The sequence below is a fragment of the Basfia succiniciproducens genome (genome assembly GCF_011455875.1).
GTDB lineage: Bacteria > Pseudomonadota > Gammaproteobacteria > Enterobacterales > Pasteurellaceae > Basfia > Basfia succiniciproducens.
The window spans coordinates 569,645-589,405 of sequence record NZ_CP015031.1; the positions used below are offsets into that span (position 1 = coordinate 569,645).

At 43.2% G+C, this 19,761-nt stretch carries 19 protein-coding genes and 1 CRISPR repeat array; of the genes, 5 read left to right on the top strand and 14 right to left on the bottom strand.

Annotation, left to right across the window (positions count from 1 at the left end; translation table 11 throughout):
• The first annotated feature begins 77 nt into the window (after positions 1 to 77).
• The 4 genes from folP to yfaE all read left to right on the top strand — a co-directional run bounded on the left by folP (position 78) and on the right by yfaE (position 3,988).
• Positions 78 to 905, top strand: a complete 828-nt coding sequence (gene folP, locus A4G13_RS02610) for a dihydropteroate synthase (protein WP_090654464.1) — start codon at positions 78 to 80, stop codon at positions 903 to 905.
• Positions 906 to 940: 35 nt separating this feature from the next.
• Positions 941 to 2,275: a phosphoglucosamine mutase gene (gene glmM, locus A4G13_RS02615; protein ID WP_090654466.1), complete on the top strand. Its 1,335-nt coding sequence runs from the start codon at positions 941 to 943 to the stop codon at positions 2,273 to 2,275.
• A gap of 213 nt (positions 2,276 to 2,488) precedes the next feature.
• Complete coding sequence (nrdB, locus tag A4G13_RS02620) at positions 2,489 to 3,619, top strand: class Ia ribonucleoside-diphosphate reductase subunit beta (protein WP_011200145.1); 1,131 nt, start codon at positions 2,489 to 2,491, stop codon at positions 3,617 to 3,619.
• Positions 3,620 to 3,724: 105 nt separating this feature from the next.
• A complete protein-coding gene (gene yfaE, locus A4G13_RS02625; protein ID WP_011200146.1) occupies positions 3,725 to 3,988 on the top strand; it encodes a class I ribonucleotide reductase maintenance protein YfaE in 264 nt (87 codons plus the stop codon).
• A gap of 62 nt (positions 3,989 to 4,050) precedes the next feature.
• Here yfaE and A4G13_RS02630 read toward each other — a convergent pair whose 3' ends face one another.
• From A4G13_RS02630 to ribH, 7 genes are all read right to left on the bottom strand, one after another.
• Positions 4,051 to 5,511 (bottom strand): DASS family sodium-coupled anion symporter, encoded by a 1,461-nt coding sequence (locus A4G13_RS02630; protein WP_090654467.1) that lies wholly within the window; start codon positions 5,509 to 5,511, stop codon positions 4,051 to 4,053.
• A gap of 372 nt (positions 5,512 to 5,883) precedes the next feature.
• Positions 5,884 to 6,696, bottom strand: a complete 813-nt coding sequence (dapB, locus tag A4G13_RS02635; protein WP_090654469.1) for a 4-hydroxy-tetrahydrodipicolinate reductase — start codon at positions 6,694 to 6,696, stop codon at positions 5,884 to 5,886.
• A 47-nt stretch (positions 6,697 to 6,743) separates the two neighbouring features.
• Positions 6,744 to 7,373: a homoserine/threonine efflux transporter gene (locus tag A4G13_RS02640; protein ID WP_011200149.1), complete on the bottom strand. Its 630-nt coding sequence runs from the start codon at positions 7,371 to 7,373 to the stop codon at positions 6,744 to 6,746.
• A 10-nt stretch (positions 7,374 to 7,383) separates the two neighbouring features.
• On the bottom strand, positions 7,384 to 7,884 hold the full coding sequence (locus A4G13_RS02645) for a phosphatidylglycerophosphatase A family protein (RefSeq protein ID WP_041639680.1): 501 nt from the start codon (positions 7,882 to 7,884) through the stop codon (positions 7,384 to 7,386).
• A gap of 12 nt (positions 7,885 to 7,896) precedes the next feature.
• Positions 7,897 to 8,892, bottom strand: coding sequence for a thiamine-phosphate kinase (thiL, locus tag A4G13_RS02650; protein ID WP_090654471.1), 996 nt, complete (start codon positions 8,890 to 8,892; stop codon positions 7,897 to 7,899).
• Positions 8,893 to 8,915: 23 nt separating this feature from the next.
• On the bottom strand, positions 8,916 to 9,347 hold the full coding sequence (gene nusB, locus A4G13_RS02655) for a transcription antitermination factor NusB (protein WP_090654473.1): 432 nt from the start codon (positions 9,345 to 9,347) through the stop codon (positions 8,916 to 8,918).
• Positions 9,348 to 9,356: 9 nt separating this feature from the next.
• Positions 9,357 to 9,827: a 6,7-dimethyl-8-ribityllumazine synthase gene (gene ribH / locus A4G13_RS02660; protein ID WP_011200153.1), complete on the bottom strand. Its 471-nt coding sequence runs from the start codon at positions 9,825 to 9,827 to the stop codon at positions 9,357 to 9,359.
• 217 nt (positions 9,828 to 10,044) lie between these two features.
• On the opposite strand from ribH, the gene A4G13_RS02665 reads away from it, so the two are divergent.
• Entirely contained in the window at positions 10,045 to 11,256 is a 1,212-nt protein-coding gene (locus tag A4G13_RS02665; protein ID WP_090654475.1) for an aromatic amino acid transport family protein, read from the top strand.
• Positions 11,257 to 11,482: 226 nt separating this feature from the next.
• A CRISPR array of direct repeats spans positions 11,483 to 12,709; the repeat unit is 32 nt; unit sequence GTTTCAATTCACGCTCTCGTGTGAGAGCGGAG.
• A 184-nt stretch (positions 12,710 to 12,893) separates the two neighbouring features.
• Here the strand turns inward: A4G13_RS02665 and cas2 are convergent.
• From cas2 to cas5c, 7 genes are all read right to left on the bottom strand, one after another.
• Positions 12,894 to 13,187 carry a CRISPR-associated endonuclease Cas2 gene (gene cas2, locus A4G13_RS02670; RefSeq protein ID WP_011200157.1) on the bottom strand — a complete coding sequence of 98 codons (294 nt, stop codon included), beginning with the start codon at positions 13,185 to 13,187 and terminating at the stop codon, positions 12,894 to 12,896.
• 106 nt (positions 13,188 to 13,293) lie between these two features.
• Positions 13,294 to 14,307, bottom strand: coding sequence for a type I-C CRISPR-associated endonuclease Cas1c (gene cas1c / locus A4G13_RS02675; protein WP_090654477.1), 1,014 nt, complete (start codon positions 14,305 to 14,307; stop codon positions 13,294 to 13,296).
• Between the two features lie 34 nt (positions 14,308 to 14,341).
• Positions 14,342 to 15,373, bottom strand: a complete 1,032-nt coding sequence (locus A4G13_RS02680; RefSeq protein ID WP_090654481.1) for a virulence RhuM family protein — start codon at positions 15,371 to 15,373, stop codon at positions 14,342 to 14,344.
• Between the two features lie 33 nt (positions 15,374 to 15,406).
• A complete protein-coding gene (gene cas4, locus A4G13_RS02685; RefSeq protein WP_090654483.1) occupies positions 15,407 to 16,021 on the bottom strand; it encodes a CRISPR-associated protein Cas4 in 615 nt (204 codons plus the stop codon).
• Positions 16,022 to 16,077: 56 nt separating this feature from the next.
• Positions 16,078 to 17,058, bottom strand: a complete 981-nt coding sequence (gene cas7c, locus A4G13_RS02690) for a type I-C CRISPR-associated protein Cas7/Csd2 (RefSeq protein WP_207945322.1) — start codon at positions 17,056 to 17,058, stop codon at positions 16,078 to 16,080.
• A 10-nt stretch (positions 17,059 to 17,068) separates the two neighbouring features.
• Positions 17,069 to 18,958, bottom strand: coding sequence for a type I-C CRISPR-associated protein Cas8c/Csd1 (cas8c, locus tag A4G13_RS02695; protein WP_090654484.1), 1,890 nt, complete (start codon positions 18,956 to 18,958; stop codon positions 17,069 to 17,071).
• The gene (gene cas5c / locus A4G13_RS02700) at positions 18,955 to 19,632 is read right to left on the bottom strand and encodes a type I-C CRISPR-associated protein Cas5c (protein ID WP_090654486.1); all 678 of its coding nucleotides are present in this window, start codon (positions 19,630 to 19,632) and stop codon (positions 18,955 to 18,957) included. Before cas5c ends, cas8c begins: the two co-directional genes overlap by 4 nt.
• Between the last annotated feature and the right edge of the window lie 129 nt (positions 19,633 to 19,761).

Genomic DNA, 19,761 nt, shown 5'->3' on the forward strand with positions numbered 1-19,761 from the left:
TTTCTCTTTTGAGAATCTCGTAAATGTTTAAAATTTCCGGTTTTTTGACCGCACTTTTCAATTGTTGAGATAAAAAAATGAAACTTTATGCGAACAATAAAGTATTAGATTTGTCTATGCCTAAGGTAATGGGAATTCTTAATTTTACGCCGGATTCGTTTTCGGATAGCGGTCGGTTTTTTCAATTGGATAAAGCCCTTGCGCAGGTTGAGAAAATGGTGAAAGCCGGTGCTTCCATTATTGATATCGGTGGTGAGTCCACGCGTCCGATGGCGGAAGAAGTTACATTAGAGCAAGAACTTGAGCGCGTGGTTCCGCTGGTGGAAGCCGTTCGTCAACGTTTCGATTGCTGGATTTCCGTGGATACCTCAAAAGCGCAGGTAATGTGCGAAAGTGCGAAAGTCGGTATGGATATTATTAATGATATCCGCGCCCTGCAAGAGCCTGATGCGCTGGAAACGGCGGTTAAATCAGGATTGCCGGTTTGTCTTATGCATATGCAGGGGCAACCTAGAACAATGCAAACGAATCCGCATTATGACAATGTGGTGTCGGAGGTGTTGGAATTTTTGCAAAATCGTACCGCACTTTGCTTACAGGCGGGAATTAATCCGCAAAATATCATTTGGGATATGGGGTTCGGTTTCGGTAAAACCGTTCAGCATAATTATAAGCTGTTGCAACAGCTATCCGTTTTTGCAGCACAAGGGTACCCCGTTTTAGCTGGATTATCGCGAAAATCCATGATTGGTGCGGTGTTAGATAAAACAGTGGAACAGAGAGTAACCGGTAGCGTTACAGCGGCGCTTATTGCGGCAATGAACGGCGCAACGATTTTACGCGTACATGATGTTGAGGAAACAATGGATGCGCTCAAAATCTGGCAAGCAACTTTACAGGCTTAATTAAACTTAAATACAGAAGGATAAAGGAATTAAAAATGGCAGAACGTAAATATTTTGGTACTGACGGTGTGCGAGGTAAAGTAGGAACTTTTCCTATTACTCCGGATTTCGCATTAAAACTGGGGTGGGCGGCAGGTAAGGTCCTTGCTTCACAAGGTTCCCGCCAAGTATTAATCGGCAAAGATACCCGAATTTCGGGCTATATGCTGGAATCGGCACTTGAAGCCGGTTTAGCCGCAGCAGGGTTGTCCGCCGCATTTATCGGTCCGATGCCGACTCCCGCAGTGGCTTATTTAACCCGCACATTCCGGGCGGAAGCGGGTATTGTGATTTCCGCATCGCATAATCCTTATTATGATAACGGTATTAAATTCTTTTCCGCACAAGGTACAAAATTACCCGATGAAATCGAAGAAGCAATCGAAGCTATGCTAGAACAACCTATTGATTGCGTGGAATCGGCGGAATTAGGGCGTGCGAGTCGTATTAAAGATGCGGCGGGACGTTATATTGAGTTCTGTAAAGGTACTTTCCCGACCGAATTAAGTTTATCCGGTTATAAAATCGTGGTGGACTGTGCTAACGGCGCAACTTACCACATCGCACCGAATGTTATGCGTGAGCTGGGTGCCGAAGTGATTGAAATCGGTACTTCGCCAAATGGTATGAATATCAATGAAAAATGCGGCGCAACCGATATAAAAGCATTAAAAGCAAAAGTGCTGGAAACCAAAGCGGATGTTGGTCTTGCTTATGACGGTGACGGTGACCGCATTATGATGGTGGATCATTTAGGAAATGTGGTAGACGGCGACCAGATTTTATTTATTATCGCTCGAGAAGACTTACGTGCCGGTAAATTAAAAGGCGGTGTTGTGGGCACATTAATGAGTAACATGAGCCTGGAAATTTCCCTTAAAACGCTAGGTATTCCGTTTATTCGCGCGAATGTCGGTGATCGTTATGTGCTGGAAAAAATGGTTGAAAACGATTGGAAATTAGGCGGTGAAAACTCCGGGCATATTATTATTGCGGATAAAAATACTACCGGTGACGGCATTATCGCCTCATTAGCGGTTCTGACCGCTATGGCGCAACATAAATTGTCATTAAATGAATTGGCGAGCGCAGTAAAATTATTTCCGCAGGTCTTGATTAATGTGCGTTTTAGCGGCGGAGCGAATCCGTTAGAAAGCGATGCGGTGAAAGCCGTGGCGGCGGAAGTGGAAAAACGTTTAGCCGGAAAAGGTCGGATCTTATTACGTAAATCCGGTACGGAACCTCTAATTCGGGTTATGGTGGAATGTTCGGATGCCGAATTAGCCCGTAAATCCGCTGAAGAAATTGTCGAAGCGGTAAAAGCAAACTAAAGTAAGTTGATCTTTTTACCTATTTGCGAAAGCCAAGAGATAATAATCTTGGCTTTTTTATCGATATTTAATAATAAAAGTGCGGTGGATTTTGGCTGATTTTTTGTTTGAGTCGGGTTAAAGAGTCATTTTCAAAAACAAAAATCACTTAGATTTTGGCTTAACTTCAGGTAGAATACGACGCACAATTTAAATTTCCCCCAGTGAGGTAACATGGCATACACCACTTTCTCCCAAAATAAAAACGATCAACTAAAAGAGCCGATGTTCTTTGGCCAAAACGTGAATGTTTCACGTTATGATCAACAAAAATATGAAACATTTGAAAAACTTATAGAAAAACAACTTTCATTTTTCTGGCGCCCGGAAGAGGTGGATGTTGCCCAGGATCGTATTGATTACGCAGCACTGCCGGAACATGAAAAACATATTTTTATCAGTAACTTAAAATATCAAACCTTATTGGATTCGATTCAAGGCCGCAGTCCGAATGTGGCGTTATTACCGTTAGTATCAATTCCCGAATTAGAAACCTGGATTGAAACCTGGACGTTTAGTGAAACCATTCACAGCCGTTCTTACACGCATATTATTCGCAATATCGTGAACGATCCGTCCGTTGTATTTGACGATATCGTTACCAACGAAGAAATTATTAAGCGTGCGAAAGATATTTCGGCTTATTATGACGACTTAATCCGTGACAGTCAGCTTTATAACCTGTTCGGTGAAGGTACCTATAAAGTAGAAGGTAAAGAATGTAAAGTGACGTTGCGTAACTTGAAAAAGCAACTTTATCTTTGCTTAATGAGCGTGAATGCCCTGGAAGCAATCCGTTTTTACGTGTCTTTTGCCTGTTCGTTCGCTTTTGCGGAACGTCAATTAATGGAAGGCAATGCAAAAATCATTAAATTTATTGCCCGTGATGAAGCCTTACATTTAACCGGAACTCAGCATATTCTGAATATTATGGCTGCTGGTCAGGATGACCCGGAAATGGCGGAAATTGCCGAAGAATGTAAACAGGAAGCTTATGACTTATTCTTAGCTGCGGCGGAACAGGAAAAAGCCTGGGCGGATTATTTATTCAAAGACGGTTCAATGATCGGCTTGAACAAAGATATTTTGGTGCAATATGTGGAATATATCACCAATATCCGTATGCAGGCGGTCGGCTTGCCGTTGCCTTTCCAGGCGCGTTCAAATCCTATTCCTTGGATTAACGCTTGGTTGGTATCGGATAATGTTCAGGTGGCGCCGCAGGAAGTTGAAATCAGCTCATATTTAATCGGTCAAATCGATTCAAAAGTCGATACCAGTGATTTTGGCGATTTCGATCTTTAAATTAAAAAGTGCGGTGAAATTTTGCAAATTTTTACCGCACTTTATTTTTTAGGGTTTGTTTATAAAAGATAAACAGACCCGAGTGTTTTTTTAATCGTACTTTTCATGAAAATCTATCAAGTCCGTATCGAAAATTATCAACTGACTTTTAGTCACAATAATAAAGCCTCGTTGTTATCCGAGTTGGAAGCTTTAGGCTTAAAACCCGAATATCAATGTCGTTCGGGTTATTGCGGTTCCTGTCGGGTGAAATTGAAAAAAGGCAGGGTTTCCTATAAGGAATTGCCCCTTGCCTTTGTAAACCCTGATGAGATTTTGCTTTGCTGTTGTCAGGCGGAAGAGGATTTGGAAATAGAATTGCTATCCTAGTTGTGAAGAAAGGCGTTCAATCGAGCGCCTTCTTTTTTGATATTGGTTAATTGGTTAGCGGATTACCACCAGCCTAAAAGTTTCATCCAGACACCGCCGACGCTGAACCAAATGGCAAGTGACAGGATTGAAACGGCAAAACTCACGCCCCACCATTGACCGGTTGAGTTATAACCCGAACCATATAATGCGGGGCCGGGACCGCCGGCATATTGAGTTAAGCTCATGGATAATGTTGATGTGTAGCCTAATCCGATTGCTGCGATTATCGGCGGCGTACCCACAGCGATAGCCGCCGCTACAAATGCCAGGTACATGGCGGAAATATGCGCCATTGCGGAGGCAAAGAAATAGCGGGTATAGAAATAAACCAGCACTAAAATCGTAAAGGCAACAGGCCAGCTAAACGAGCCTACCGAATCGGCAATATGGGTTGAAATCCAGCTAATTGTGCCGTATTTATTTAATGCGTTAGCCATCATCACCAATACGGCAAACCAGAACATGGTATCCCATGCGGCGGTTTCCGAGATGATATTTTTCCAGCTCATAATATTGGTTAATAATAAGATAACCAGACCGACAAAGGCGGAAACGGTGGCGGGAATATGGAAAACCAGGTCACCTACCGTCCATAATAGCAATAACAAGATGAAGTCTAACGCAAGGATCCATTCGGCTTGGCTCATTTTCCCCATGCTGTTTAGTTCTTCTTTTGCCATTTCTGCCATTTTCGGCGTATCTTTCAATTCCGGCGGATAAATGAGATAAACGAAATAAGGTAATAAAATCAGGCTCACGATACCGGGAACGATAGCACCTAAAAACCAGGTCATCCAGGTAATTTCAACACCTTGTGATTTGGCTAATTCGGCAATTAACGGGTTGCCAGCCATGGCGGTTAAGAACATGGTACAAACAATAGTATCGATTTGCGAAACGGCAATGGCCAGGAATGCGCCGGCACGTCTTGCGGTCGGTCCCGGTTTGGAGTTGTAGGCATCTGCAATGGATTGCATAATCGGGTACATAATACCGCCGCCGCGAGCCGAAGCGGAAGGAATACCCGGGCCGATCACGACATCGGCCAGGGCGATACCATAAGCCACCCCCATCATTCTTTTGCCGAAACGGGCGACGAAGTAGAGGGCTATACGTTTACCTAAACCGGTTTTGATAACGGCTCGGGATAAAAACATGGCAATTGCGATTAGCCAGATTGTGCCGTTGGAAAAACCGGATAACATACCTACTTCGCCTTTAGCCGGCGATAGCGGCGTGAGTCCGCTTAATCCGCTGATGACTAAGGCGACTAATGTTGCCGCGCCCATAGGCATTGCTTTGGCAATAATAGCCACAATGGTCGCCACAAATAAGGCAAACATACCCCAAGCTTTAGTCGATAATCCTTCCGGTGTAGGAATTAACAAAATGGCAATTCCCACAAGGACTGCAATTAACAAACCTTGCAGCTTGAAGCCGAGTCTTACTTCAACTTTTGGTGCTGACGTTTGAATATTCATAATGATTTCTTCTCTGTACTTAAAACAAAAAGGAATACCTCAAGATATTCCTTACCTATTATTATAAAACTGATGAAATTTTTATTTCATGCAATTTTTCTACGATTCCTGTAGCGATACAAAACTAGCATAACTCTAAAGGGTAATAAAATAATTTATATGATTTTGTTGATTTAGGTGAAAACTCTTTAATTTTTTGACTAAATTATGTTCATTAATTTATAAAATCCGTAAAAAATTATTTATAATCTATTACAAATGGTCGTTTTTCTAAGCGTTGATATTGCGGATTCAAAAATCACTATTTTTTGACCGCACTTTTTATCAAGGAATAAAAAAGAGCCTTTAAAGGCTCTTTTAACATCATAGAAATTAAAGATTATTCAGATCCAGCACATCGGTCATGTCGAACAGACCGATTTGTTTATTCGCCAGCCATTTAGCCGCACGCACGGCGCCGTTGGCGAATGTCATACGGCTTGATGCTTTATGGGAAATCTCCACTCTTTCGCCGATATCGGCAAACCAAACGGTATGTTCGCCCACAACGTCGGCTGCGCGAATAGTTGAAAAGCCGATATCGGTTCGTTTGCGTTCGCCGGTGATGCCTTCGCGTGAGAAAACTCCGTTTACTTTTAAATCACGGCCGAGGGTTTTGGCAATATGTTCGCCCATTGAAAGCGCCGTGCCGGACGGCGCATCTACTTTATGACGGTGGTGGGCTTCAATAATTTCAATGTCACTGTAATCACCCATCACTTTGGCGGCTTTTTCCAACAGTTTGAAAACGAGATTGACGCCGACACTATAATTAGAGGCAAAAACAATAGCCGTTTTTTCAGCGGCTTTGCCGATAGCCTGTTTGCCCGCATCATCAAACCCGGTCGTGCCTAAAATCAATTTTTTATTATTGGCGACACAAAATTTAATATGTTCTAGAGATCCTTCCGGACGGGTGAAATCGATAATAATATCGAATTTATCTTTTTCGGCGGTAAGATCTTCGGCAACTTTAATACCTAATTCGCCGAGTCCCGCTAATTCGCCTGCATCGGCACCGATTAAGGAAGAACCTTTACGCTCAAATGCGGCGCCTAATTCCACGCCTTCCGCTGCTTGAACGGCCTGAATAAGCTGACGTCCCATACGTCCGCCCGCGCCAACGATTGCAAGTTTTAATGTCATGTTTTGTCCTTATTATCTAATAAATTATTGAATAAATTTGTGTTGTCTCAGCCCATCATTTCCATAACGCCTGTATAAGCGAGAATCATACCAAAAATCAAAAAGATTATACCAGCTACATTATCAATATAACGACTATATCTGCTATAGAATTTTTTTGCGAAAGGTCGGGAAAACAAGACCGAAATTAAATAAAAATAAATAAAAGTTTCAACCAGAATAATGGCAAAAGCCAGCAACATCTGCCAGACCTGGGTGATATGGACTAAAATCAACGACATCACGCTGGCAAAATAAATAATAGCTTTTGCGTTAGAGAGATTAACAAATAATCCTTTCATGATCTCTTTTTTAACGGTAGTCGTTTTATTTAATTCTTCCGCCGAAAGAGGAGCAAAGGTTGCATTTGTGCGACTTCTTACCATTAACAAGCCTAAATAAGCCAAATAACCGCCGCCAAGCAACATAATAACGCCGTGTAAAACCGGCATAGTGGTGAATAAAATCGCTAACCCCAACATTGCCGAGGCCGCCCAGAAAGCGACACCTAAAGTAATGCCTATAATACCGCAAATAACGTTACGGCGGGAATTGCTTGCCGCCATACGGCTAACATAAAAGAAATCGGGCCCCGGAGTAACCAATCCGAAAAAATGAACAATAATAAGATTCAGCATGAAAGACTACTTAAATAATATAGTGAAGAAGGAATAATGAAATAGCCGCATAAACCGCCGCCAGCACGTCATCAACCATAATGCCGAAGCCGCTTTCCAGCCTTTTATCAAAATAACTGATAGGGTAGGGCTTTATGATGTCGAAAATACGAAATAAAACAAAAGCGGCAATACACCAAAATAAGCTGATTTGCGGGATAGCTAACAGAGTGATGAAAATACCGATAAATTCATCCCATACGATAGCGCCGTGATCATGTACGCCCATATCATCGGCGGTTTTTTGACACAAATAAACCCCCAGCGCGAAACCGAGAAGAATTAAAACCAAAAAGGGAACGGTACCAATCCAATGTAAAATCGGCGCGCCGATAATGATTGCCGCAAGGCTTCCCCAAGTACCGGGAGCCGGGCGAATAAGGCCCGAACCGAATCCTAAAGCAAGTAAATGAACGGGATTGCGTAAACTCAGCTTATCTAACGGATTTGTTGTAGAGGATGAATGAGCCATCAAAATAATGTCCTATTTGAAATGATCAAAGCTATGTATCGATAGGTTAACCTCTTGCTTATAACGTTGCAAGCGAATGACCGGATTATCCTCTGCCGCACAAATTTGTCCGACACAAGTATAAGGCACATTTAAGGGGGCAAGATATTGATCTAATTTTGTTTTATTTTCATCGCTGACCGTAAAACAAAGTTCGTAATCTTCACCGCCTTGTAGCGCCATGAGTTCGGCTTTTTCTCGCCCGTAATAAGCGCTTAATTGCGGTGACAGGGGCAAATCTTCTAAATTTACCACCGCACTGACTTGGCTACGTTCAAGAATATGCATTAAATCGCCCATAAAGCCGTCGGAAATATCTAACGCCGCGTTGGCAAGACGATATTTCGCTAAGGTTTTCCCAAACTCAATGCGAGGAATGGGGTAAAGATTACGCTGAATAAAAAAATCTTCGTCAAAACCGACCGCACTTTTTTTGCCTTCATAAATATCCCGGTTCAGATAAAAACCGGCTAGCGCATCACCTAAAGTACCGGAAACATAAATCCAGTCGCCGATCTTCGCTTGATGACGGCAAAGGGCATAATCGCCGAGAAGACCTTGTGCGGTAATGGTAACGGTCGGAATTTCCCCTTTTGTGGTATCGCCGCCGATTAATGTCACATCATAGCGGTTTAGGATCTCAAACATGCCTTTGCTAAATTCGTTCAACCAATGAGAATCCGTTTTAGGTAAGGTGAGTGCAAGAGAAATCCAGGCAGGCGTCGCTCCCATGGCGGCAAGATCGCTTAAATTTGTGGCGACGGCTTTATAACCTAATGCGCGAGGAGGAATAGTCGGATAAAAATGAGAATTTTCAACCATGGTATCGGTGGTGACGGCTAAACGTTGATCAGCTTTCAGCTGAGTGATAGCGCAGTCATCACCAATAGAGAGGATAACATCTTGCCGGGGAATTTGTTTAGATAAAGCGAAATATCGATTAATAAGATCAAATTCACCTTCAGCCATGGAAATTCCCCGAATAGATTATGTTATTTGCGTGCTAACGCCGGCGCGATTTTATCTAATACGCCATTGATATATTTATGGCTATCTTCCGCACCGAAGGTTTTTGCCACTTCAATGGCTTCATTAATCACTACTTTGTAAGGCACGTCCAATTCATATTTTAATTCGTAAACCGATAAACGTAAGATTGCTTTTTCAATAGGATCTAATTCATCCGCACTACGATCCAAATAAGGTGCCATTGTACTGTCAACACTTGGAATATTTTCAACGGTTTGACGGAAAAGTTTGCGGAAATAAGGCATATCCACACCTTTCATATCCTGATCGGTAACGAAAGATAACTCAACGGTTTCTACCGGATTTTGCGAAATCTGAAAAGAATATAAGGCTTGAACCGCACATTCTCTCGCACGACGACGTGGTGACGGACGTTTTTTTATTTGTTCTGTCATAACTGTCTCTTATGCGTTGATTTGAGCTAATAAATTAACCATTTCCAGCGCAACTAATGCCGCTTCAGCCCCTTTATTACCGGATTTTGTGCCGGCACGATCAATTGCTTGCTCAATGTTTTCAGTAGTTAAAACGCCGAAAGCAACCGGAACGTTTGATTCTAACGAAACATGACCGATACCGTTGCTTGCACCGCCGGCGACATATTCAAAATGCGCTGTACCACCGCGAATAACCGTACCTAACGCTACGATGGCGTCATATTTTTTGCTGTCCGCTAAACGGCGAACCGCTAATGGTAATTCGTAAGCGCCCGGTACGCGTACCAGTGTAATATTCTCATCTTTTACCTGGCCAATACGTTTTAGCGCATCAACGGCGCCTTCTACTAAACTATCATTAATAAAACTGTTAAAACGAGCGACAACAACGGCAACTTTTGCATTTGGCGCTGCCAAACCACCTTCTAATACTTTCATATTCTTTCCTATTAAAATGGACGGGATAAATTAGTTGGCGATTCTAACATAGAAATTCCCTTTTTTCAGTATTATTCCGCATTATTGCAATAAGATCTGAACAGACTTTAATCTAATTATTGTAAATTTTTCAAAACACCGTAAAAAAATAATTACATTAATAAAAATACAAGTTAGAATGCTGCACATTATTTTAACTTTAAACAGGAAATTTAAGATGAAAAATAAAACCTTTGGGAGCGCTTTACTTGTAGCGGGAACGACAATTGGCGCCGGTATGCTAGCCATGCCGCTGACTTCTGCGGAAATGGGTTTTACTTACACCATGGCTCTATTATTTTTATTATGGATTTTGCTTTCTTACAGCGCATTACTTTTTGTTGAAGTGTATCAAACCGTACAGCGTAAAGATGCGGGAATCGCCACCCTTGCCGAACAATATTTTGGCATGGTAGGCCGGGTTCTCGCTACCTTGTCGCTTGTTATTTTTATGTATGCGATTCTTTCGGCTTATGTGACCGGCGGCGGTTCGTTATTAGCCGGTGTTTTACCGTTTTTAGGGGAACATGCCGCACCGATTTCTATTATTGCATTCACTGTGATTTTAGGGATTTTTATTGTTATCAGTACAGGTGCGGTAGATGGGCTGACCCGCTTATTGTTTATGATTAAACTCGTCGCATTTGTGCTTGTATTGACTATGATGTTGCCTCTTGTTCAAGGTGAAAATTTAATGGCGATGCCACTGAAAGAGTTCTTAATTATTTCCGCAAGCCCGGTTTTTTTCACTTCTTTCGGCTTCCACGTAATTATTCCTAGTATTAATAATTACTTAGACGGCGATATTAAGCGCCTGCGTGCGGCGATTATCGGCGGTACGGCGCTTCCGTTAGTTGCGTATATTTTGTGGCAAATGGCAACACACGGCGTATTCCCTCAGGTTAAGTTTGTCGAGATCATCAATAATGATCCGACTTTAAACGGTTTGGTTGATGCCACTTACCACGTGACGGGAAGTAATTTAATCAGCGGTTCAGTGCGTTTATTTTCGACACTTGCCTTAGTTACCTCATTCCTGGGCGTTTCCTTATCGTTATTTGATTGCTTAGACGATTTATTAAAACGTATCAACATTAAAGCCGGTCGCCTTGCATTAGGCGTATTAACTTTCTTACCGCCTCTCGCTTTTGCATTATTTTATCCGGAAGGCTTTATTGCCGCGTTAGGTTATGCCGGTCAAATGTTCACTTTCTACGGTTTAGTACTACCGGTCGGTCTTGCATGGCGAGCAAGAAAACTGCATCCGAATCTCCCGTATCGAGTAATCGGTGGAAACTTAACCCTATTAATCGCGTTATTGCTGGGCTTACTCATCATGAACGTCCCGTTCCTAATTGAAGGCGGATATTTACCAAAAGTAATAGGCTAGCAGCATTTTTAAGATGGAATGAAAAAAGCCAGTCAGTTTTTCACTGACTGGCTTTTTTCGTTAGAGCAAAGAACTTTTCCTGTTTTCTGTCATTATAGTTTCTAATTTTAGTTTCCTTTTTGTAAGAACGAAAAAGTGCGGTCGAAAAATTACAAAATTTACAGAGGGCATTTATGCTCGGGTAAGAGCAGAGGACGATGAAATTCGAGTCCGCTATAGCGGATGTGTTTCAATTCACGCTCTCGTGTGAGAGCGGAGCGCTGCGGCTACTTTGCGCATTTCCGCAAATTTCGGTTTCAATTCACGCTCTCGTGTGAGAGCGGAGAAATGACCCCCTTTTTTGTGGGCAAATGAGGGATGTTTCAATTCACGCTCTCGTGTGAGAGCGGAGCTTCTGCTGATGAGCAGCTTCGAATGGATGTCGAGTTTCAATTCACGCTCTCGTGTGAGAGCGGAGGTAAGTTACATCACGACAGTACAAAGCAAAAAGCAGTTTCAATTCACGCTCTCGTGTGAGAGCGGAGAAAAATAATGTGGATGGTGGGGAGTATCGAGAAGTTTCAATTCACGCTCTCGTGTGAGAGCGGAGAATTGTGGACGCCGATTTTTATGCCTTGAACGGATGTTTCAATTCACGCTCTCGTGTGAGAGCGGAGGATCGCATAACACGCCTACGCTTAACTATCGGCGTGTTTCAATTCACGCTCTCGTGTGAGAGCGGAGATTTTCTTTCACCTTTGGCGGATTAGCCTTGAAACGTTTCAATTCACGCTCTCGTGTGAGAGCGGAGGTCCCGATAAAACCGATCATTGTGCCAGCAAAGCTCGAGTTTCAATTCACGCTCTCGTGTGAGAGCGGAGTTACAACAAGCGGCAACTAAACTACTTGAGCGCGTTTCAATTCACGCTCTCGTGTGAGAGCGGAGAACAGCGGCTACCGACACTATCACTTTTGCTGATGTTTCAATTCACGCTCTCGTGTGAGAGCGGAGGCCGCCGAGCCGTACGGACAATACCATCAAGCCGGTTTCAATTCACGCTCTCGTGTGAGAGCGGAGTTTGCAAGGAGCACGGAAAATTTTTAGGCGTGTGGTTTCAATTCACGCTCTCGTGTGAGAGCGGAGCATCATAAGTTTCAACACCTTGTGAAATAATTAAAGTTTCAATTCACGCTCTCGTGTGAGAGCGGAGTTGCTCTAATGATGGCAATTGGTCGCATTATGTTGTTTCAATTCACGCTCTCGTGTGAGAGCGGAGAATTACACGCCACGACCTAAAGCGACAGGCGCGGGTTTCAATTCACGCTCTCGTGTGAGAGCGGAGGCATTGACTATGTCAAAGCGCATCTTGCTGTGGTGTTTCAATTCACGCTCTCGTGTGAGAGCGGAGCTAATTTTTCCAACTGATTATCAAAATTAATTTGTTTCAATTCACGCTCTCGTGTGAGAGCGGAGAGCCTTAACTAGGAAGGCTCATTATATCTAGCTTGAAAATAGCCATTTCGCTAACCAGGCTGAATATAACGGCTTAAAGTATAGCAAGAAATATAGTTATTTTCTAACTGATTAAAAATATAAGAAAAAATAAATGCGCTAATAAACTAGGGAATTGATGAGAACTACTGGTTAGCGAACGTGTTTAGATAATTAAAATATCTCTAAACATATCAATGGCACGTTTTGCTCCGTAATGTTCGACTCGATGTTTCCATTTACTTCCAAGTTGGTAAAAACGTAAACTATCGGTTTCTTTGTCGTAGGTATTAAGTAACTTATCTTTTAATTCGACCCATTGCGCGGGTGTCACTTCACACTCAAACACAGAGTATTGTACGCGTATTCCGTAATCTAAACAATGCTTTGCAATATGACGTAATCGACGTTCTCCGCCTTCATTTTCTAATGACACATCATATGTAATTAAAATCATCATAAGGTTTTCTCCTTAGAAAATTTATAAAAAAATGACCGCACTTTGATGAGAAATCAAATTAAAGTGCGGAACAAATTTAAGAAATCCAAATTGTTAAAGAACAAACTTAGCGCATTAAAAACGGCGGATATTCAGCTAAATCGCCGCGTAAATGGCGCGCTAGCAGCATCGCCTGAATATAAGGCAAAAGACCGATTTCCACTTCTTCCTGCAAAAACGGATGGACGATTTTTTCCTGTTTTTTCGCCTGCAAACTTTGAAACAACAGCCTGCGCGCTTCAGGCTTCATATTCACCGCACCGCCGACTTCGGTAACAAAATCCTGCGGCTTAATTTGACCTCGGTTAATCAGCGATAGTACCATTCTGTCCACCCACCAGGCACGAAATTCTTCGAGGAGGTCTTGCGCCAGACTATCTCGACCGGGACGATCGGCGTGTAGAAAACCTACTTGCGGATCCAAGCCCACACCTTGCAGCGCACCACTGATGTCTTTGCCTAAAATGCTGTATAAAAATGACAATAACGCATTCACGCCATCGCGCGGTGGGCGGCGGTTGCGGCCGTCAAAACCAAAACCGTTTTTTTCCGCCAGCAAATGTTGAAACACACCGAAATAGCGGGCAGCGGCATCGCCTTCAATACCACGAATTAAATCCAGATTTTCTGCTCGTTTTAACTGCTGCAAACTGAAATTCAGTGCCATAACGGCTGCCTGTACTTCCTCATGTTCACCGTGATTACGTAAACGACGCTGCAACACCCGTTTAGCCGACTGGATTTTTGCCGCGATGATATTACGTGCGATAGGGATAGGATTTTGTTCGGAAATACGATATTGAGCGCGGCGCAATAGCACATTACCACTTTGCCGACCTTGCAACCGCCCTAAATAACGCCCTGTTTCAGTGAAAAAAGCCAGATTAACGTTATTTTCACCACAAAACCCCATTAAAAACGGCGACACTAACACATTCCCAAAACAGAAAATATGCCCGATAGAATGCACCGGTAATTGAGCCACTTTCTTTCTATCTTGCTCCACCACCAAGGTTTCTCGTTCTTTATGTAAGTAGCTACCTTGGGTAGTGATATAGAGGGTGTTTTGTAGTTTTCGCATGGTTGAAAAACTCCGTAAAATTTGACCGCACTTTTTAATTCTCTTCCGATTTTTTCAACAGACGATCGAAATCGCTTTCAAATAGCCTGTCCTGCACAATACGGTATTTTTCAAATTCGGTTTCCGCGTGTAACTTTGCCTGTTCGTGTGAAATTTTTCCCGGACCGGTCAATATTTCATTGCCGTTAAACTCAAGAAAACCGTCCAGCCGTTTTGCCCAATCCTGCATGGACATCGGAATTTTCCGCATCGCCTGAAGCTCGGCAAAATCCAGATAAAGCGACACAATACGTTCCAGATAATCCAGCTCTTGCGGATTGAGATAATTTTTGGCAACCGCAACATCGGAACGGATAATTTTTCCATGCGGCGCGGATTCCCAATGTGTTAAGCCCATATGCTGTTTATCGGCATTGGCGCGCGCGACAATCAGTTCTGCAGCGGTATGACGGTGCACCGCCCAATGCAGCTTGTTTTGCACCAACGCAAAAAAATCACGTGTAGTGGAAGCATGCTCATCATAATCAAAGGCTGTGGCATACAAATCGGTTACTTTTTGATAAAACTTACGTTCGGAAAGGCGGATTTCACGAATATATTCCAACTGCCGCTCAAAATATTCATCCGTGAACATATGGCCTTTTTTCAACCGATCCACATCCATCGTCCAGCCTTGGATGGTGTAGTCCTTCACAATCTGTCCTGCCCATTTGCGAAACTGCACCGCCCGCGCATTATTGATTTTAAATCCCACGGCAACAATGGCTTGCAAATTATAGTGCTTGGTGCGGTACTGCTTACCGTCATCCGCAGTTATTAAGTAATCCTTAATAACTGCCTCGGGCAATAGCTCACCATCATCAAAAATCCGTTTCAGATGCTGATTAATAGCAGGCACAGACACGTCATACAGTGTTGCCATCATCTTCTGTGTCAACCAGATATTTTCATTTTCATAACGCATTTCCATCGACTGTGCCGAACCGCCCGTTGCCGCCACAAAGGTCAGATACTCCGCCGCCGAAGAGCGGGTAGTGGACAGTTCACTTTGGGATTTATTCTTCATTTTTGTCTCTTTATTATTAGCAATCTGTATTGTTTAATTCTTCTGTTCATTAAACAACCCCACCACATATTTCCCCGATTTATCCCTTTCCAACAACTTCGGCTGGCAAAGATCAACCAATGAGCAAGCCTTGCAGCTTTTAGAATAATTCGGTGGCGGGGTTATGCCGCTCTCCAGCAAGGTTTTAACTTCATTAATCACTTGCAAGGTTTTTTCGCGCAATTCCGTAGAGAAAATAACAGGATGGCGGTGGCGAGTTTGCATATACCATAATGCACCTTCCTCTACCTTTTTACCTGTCATTTCCTCCAAACATAAGGCTTGGGCACAGAGTTGGATTTCATCGGAAAGCTTCGGTTTTGGTTTACCACGTTTATATTCCACCGGTTTTAACTTGCCAGTTTGTATTTCACACTCCACCATATCCAAAATACCGCTAATGCCTAACTGCTCGGCGGATACGTGAACACTTCGCTCAAAGCGTACGCCTTTGCGGGTTTCCGGTTCGCCGGAATCCACTCGTTCATGCAAAGCATTGCCTTGGGCGGTTAAAAAATTTTCCGCCCAAAGTTGCTCATTATGAATTAACGCACACTGACGCGGGCAAAACGCATAATGTTGCAAAGCCGAAAGAGAAATTATCCGCATATCCGCCTCCTTATTCAGTTACAAGCGGTCGGTTTCTAGAGAAAATTTGCAAATTGTTAAAGCAACTCTTCTACAGTAATACCATTGAATTTATCTTTTTCAATCGAAATTTGATAATCCGCAAAGCCGGTTGCCGGTGTGCCGGATTCACCATTTATGCGTTCAACCTTAACCGAATCAAATAATTTATGTGCAGGTACGCTGCCCAACGCACTATCGTGTTTAAACACAATCAGTTTACGTGCCGCCATTTCCCCGCGAGCCGCCGAGCGATCGTGCTCAAACATTAACTGCAAGGCTTGCCATAATTTTTGTAGATCTTCTTCTGAAAAACCGGTTTTTGCCGCAAGATTTGCGGAGATAAAACCGTGTACGCGGTAGAGAGCGTAAGGCACAATGTATTTGCGTCCCATCATAGTATCTTTACCCTCTTCTTTTTCTGCTTCAGAAGTTACTGCCACTCGAGTAATACTTAATTCCAATGGCACAATAGGATCAATAGATTGAGCAAATGCTAACTGCACAGGACCACGAACCTGTCCCGCCCTTTTGGCAATTTTACTTTTCTCTCCGTCGCTATCTGTCTCTTCTTTTTCTTTGCCTGTACTCATTACTGCCCCAAAGGTACGCACATCAAAGAAGTTCTCGCACATCCAATCTTGCGCAATATCTTCATAATGGCGTTTCGGCTTTGAAATGCCTTCTTCGCTATTATTCTTATTTTTTTTCTTTTTGTTTTTTTCGTACTCTTTCCAAGCTTTGAGGTTTTCAATGACTTCTTCACTTTCAGTATAAGCTCTCTCAATCTGAAGATTTAATACACTGTTCTCTCTAACAAAAATCTCATAGCCAGCCTGACCTGATGAAGTCATATCCACAAAATTGCGGATTTTGCGCTTTAAGCATACATCGGTGACTAAGCCTTTACTTGATTCGGGATCAAGGCGAGGCATATTGCCGGCATCGGGGTCGCCGTTGGGATTACCGTTGGTAACATCAAAAAAATAGACAAATTCATAGCGGTTTTGAATAGACATAATTAGCTCCTTAGTTTTCTTCATCTTCTGCGTTTACATCGTCGGTCAAGTGATTAGCTTGTTCAATATCATCGGGGATGTTGCTATCTTCTTGCTTGTTGTATTTTTTGAATCTTTGATGGTAATACCCCACTACAAAACGGCCTTGCTCTTCTAAAGATAGATGGCGTGGGAATGGTGTTTCTGCATCAAAAACCCCTACAATCTCACCAACTTTAGCTTCAAGCCAGTTCGCCAATTTTTTTGAATCTCCCTTTACCCACTTTGCTTTTTTGCCTTTTCTTAAGCCAGCAATATGCGTACGGTAATTATCCAATAAAATAGGGAAAGTGCTATGTGGCGAACTTGAGGCACCGCCATAAAATTTGTCCCTTACCCCTGCGTTCAGTTCGCCTAGAGCTGATGATTGTGCCAATTCGATAATGGCAAATAAACGTCCTAAGCGATAGGGAATGTCTTTGGTTTCTTCATTGAGACCCATAGTAAGCTCCTCTTTGTATAAGCTGTTACGATTAATCACTGCTTTAATCACGGCAACACGCAGTCCTGAAATATATCCGTCGGAACGGATACGCCCAATCATTCGTGTCAACATGGTTTTGGGATACGCTCTGCCTGTTAAAATCGAGCGCATATACTCGCCTGCCAGTTGCGGAGGAATATCTTTGCTTTCTGACTTTTTCAGACGACCATCAGCGCCTTTCCGTTTTGGTGTAGTTTCCAGCAGAATCCGCAAAATAGCAGGTGGTTTCCCACGCCATGCAGGTGGTTCAATATGTAAATCCCGCCAATACCTTGCCATATTGTCCGCCAACTGCCCGAAAGTGGTATCTAGCCAAAAGCGAACCGAAATCCGCGCAGCGTTCGGCGCCAAGCCTAAGATATAAAAGCGGGTATCGGGCGAAAGCTCGGGCGCAACTTCCTGCAAAGGCCGTCCTTTGGCGATTTGTTCTAAAATATAGAATACTTTTTTAGATTCCTGCTCATCATCGGGCGGGGCAAACACACTTGCCAAAAAACCTACAGCAGCTTCGGCATTGGCACTGTTATCCGCCTCCGCCCAAAAAACCGTGCTGGTGTCACCAATACTTAAACGGTGAGCTTTTTCACGCAACAAGTAGTTTAAAGTTGTGGTATAAGCAAAGGCAGAAGCTTCAGAAACCGGTGCATTTGAGCCTTGTTCTTTACCGAAGGAAGCAAAAGATTCTTTATTAAAAGAGATAATCGAACCGCCCGAACTTTGCCCGCCGAATACTCCTTTAATCGCAGGGTGCAAACGTGCTATCGGCGCATTGGCACCGCTGATTAAACAGATACCTTGCTCCGCATTATCATCTTTTAAAAGATCCGCCCATAAAGTTTGCGCCGCTTCGCGCTGATGAATATAGCCTGAACAGCCATCCAATTTGAAAACCAGATTGGCGTCTAACATTTCAGTGAGGCAAGGCGGTTGAGAAAAATGTTCCGGCTGCCATTTTTCTAAAAAACGACAAACGGCTTGTAAGCCAAGATCTTGTGAATCTTTAAATAATTCAAGGTGGGATTGTTTGAAAGCTTCGAAGGTTTTTTGTGAGATAACAAAGGGCTGTTCTTTGGCTGTGGCTTTATCTTTGTTGCTTTCTACGCCTAAAACATAAGCGGTTTTATCCCATAGAAAAAATGGTTTTGGAGTAACACCTGGTCGTTTGAACGATTGCGGTACTACCATAGACTTAGCTAGAGGCTTTTTACCATCACTTAGGTTAGGCACAACATCGACTAACTGCCCGTCTTGGTTAATCACCAGCACCCAACCGATTTTTTCTTCACTAAAGCCATAAGACGGCACTTTAGGATTGCCAACACTATCCGTTTCTTTAGCTAATCGCTGATAGTAACGTGCGAGAGAAGAGAGAATCATCTTTTCACCTCCTCGGCATAAAACGGCGGCACGTCAATCACGCCGTTTTTCAATTCAGCACGGAAAAAATGTGGCGTATTGCCGTGCTCAAAATCAATATCGTGCAACATCCAGCCAAGATCCCGATTCAACTCACTTTCTGAAAGTTGTGATAAAGGCAATGGGTCGTTGTCGTCAATCAACGCAAAATGCGCCGGAAACTCACGTACGCCCATACAAGGCTGTTGAAAACATTGCCCTTTTAACGCACGGCGTTTAAACATTTCGATATGCTTAGTGGTGTTCTCGTCCGTGCCGGCTTTTGATGTCATTACCGCATGGGCTTCAATCACATAAGCCACATCTTTTAACACCGTTGCCGCACGTTGTTGGCGATCATCTTCGATAACGGTGTATAAATCCGCCACGCTTTTACGCTTCATCGCCCCACTGATTTTTGACTCGGAAATCTTAGCTCCAAGTTCATTGCGCCGAACCGATTCAAAGCGTATCGGTTTTAGTACATAGATCTTATCGATCACCCAATTAATCGCCGGCTTCCAGTGAATCGCACTAAGAATCCCGCGAGCAGCCGAAGGGGTTATTACATCATAAGACACCCGCTCAACTTTCATTTCAGGACGAGTAAAACAAGCATAGTCGCCCCAGATGTGTAACCTTATCCGATTAGCCATTTTTATGCTCCTTTTGGTTTTATTAATCCACGCCTCCCCAAAGGGAGGCGGATTTTGTCATACTGATAACCTATCAGCTTTAGTTTCAATCCGCGCACCTGAATGGTGCGATATGAGACAACTCAGGTT

Coding starts and splice junctions, on each gene's coding strand:
- folP (WP_090654464.1), top strand. CDS start 78: ATGAAACTTTATGCGAACAATAAAGTATTAGATTTGTCTATGCCTAAG.
- glmM (WP_090654466.1), top strand. CDS start 941: ATGGCAGAACGTAAATATTTTGGTACTGACGGTGTGCGAGGTAAAGTA.
- nrdB (WP_011200145.1), top strand. CDS start 2,489: ATGGCATACACCACTTTCTCCCAAAATAAAAACGATCAACTAAAAGAG.
- yfaE (WP_011200146.1), top strand. CDS start 3,725: ATGAAAATCTATCAAGTCCGTATCGAAAATTATCAACTGACTTTTAGT.
- A4G13_RS02630 (WP_090654467.1), bottom strand. CDS start 5,511: ATGAATATTCAAACGTCAGCACCAAAAGTTGAAGTAAGACTCGGCTTC.
- dapB (WP_090654469.1), bottom strand. CDS start 6,696: ATGACATTAAAACTTGCAATCGTTGGCGCGGGCGGACGTATGGGACGT.
- A4G13_RS02640 (WP_011200149.1), bottom strand. CDS start 7,373: ATGCTGAATCTTATTATTGTTCATTTTTTCGGATTGGTTACTCCGGGG.
- A4G13_RS02645 (WP_041639680.1), bottom strand. CDS start 7,884: ATGGCTCATTCATCCTCTACAACAAATCCGTTAGATAAGCTGAGTTTA.
- thiL (WP_090654471.1), bottom strand. CDS start 8,892: ATGGCTGAAGGTGAATTTGATCTTATTAATCGATATTTCGCTTTATCT.
- nusB (WP_090654473.1), bottom strand. CDS start 9,347: ATGACAGAACAAATAAAAAAACGTCCGTCACCACGTCGTCGTGCGAGA.
- ribH (WP_011200153.1), bottom strand. CDS start 9,827: ATGAAAGTATTAGAAGGTGGTTTGGCAGCGCCAAATGCAAAAGTTGCC.
- A4G13_RS02665 (WP_090654475.1), top strand. CDS start 10,045: ATGAAAAATAAAACCTTTGGGAGCGCTTTACTTGTAGCGGGAACGACA.
- cas2 (WP_011200157.1), bottom strand. CDS start 13,187: ATGATGATTTTAATTACATATGATGTGTCATTAGAAAATGAAGGCGGA.
- cas1c (WP_090654477.1), bottom strand. CDS start 14,307: ATGCGAAAACTACAAAACACCCTCTATATCACTACCCAAGGTAGCTAC.
- A4G13_RS02680 (WP_090654481.1), bottom strand. CDS start 15,373: ATGAAGAATAAATCCCAAAGTGAACTGTCCACTACCCGCTCTTCGGCG.
- cas4 (WP_090654483.1), bottom strand. CDS start 16,021: ATGCGGATAATTTCTCTTTCGGCTTTGCAACATTATGCGTTTTGCCCG.
- cas7c (WP_207945322.1), bottom strand. CDS start 17,058: ATGTCTATTCAAAACCGCTATGAATTTGTCTATTTTTTTGATGTTACC.
- cas8c (WP_090654484.1), bottom strand. CDS start 18,958: ATGATTCTCTCTTCTCTCGCACGTTACTATCAGCGATTAGCTAAAGAA.
- cas5c (WP_090654486.1), bottom strand. CDS start 19,632: ATGGCTAATCGGATAAGGTTACACATCTGGGGCGACTATGCTTGTTTT.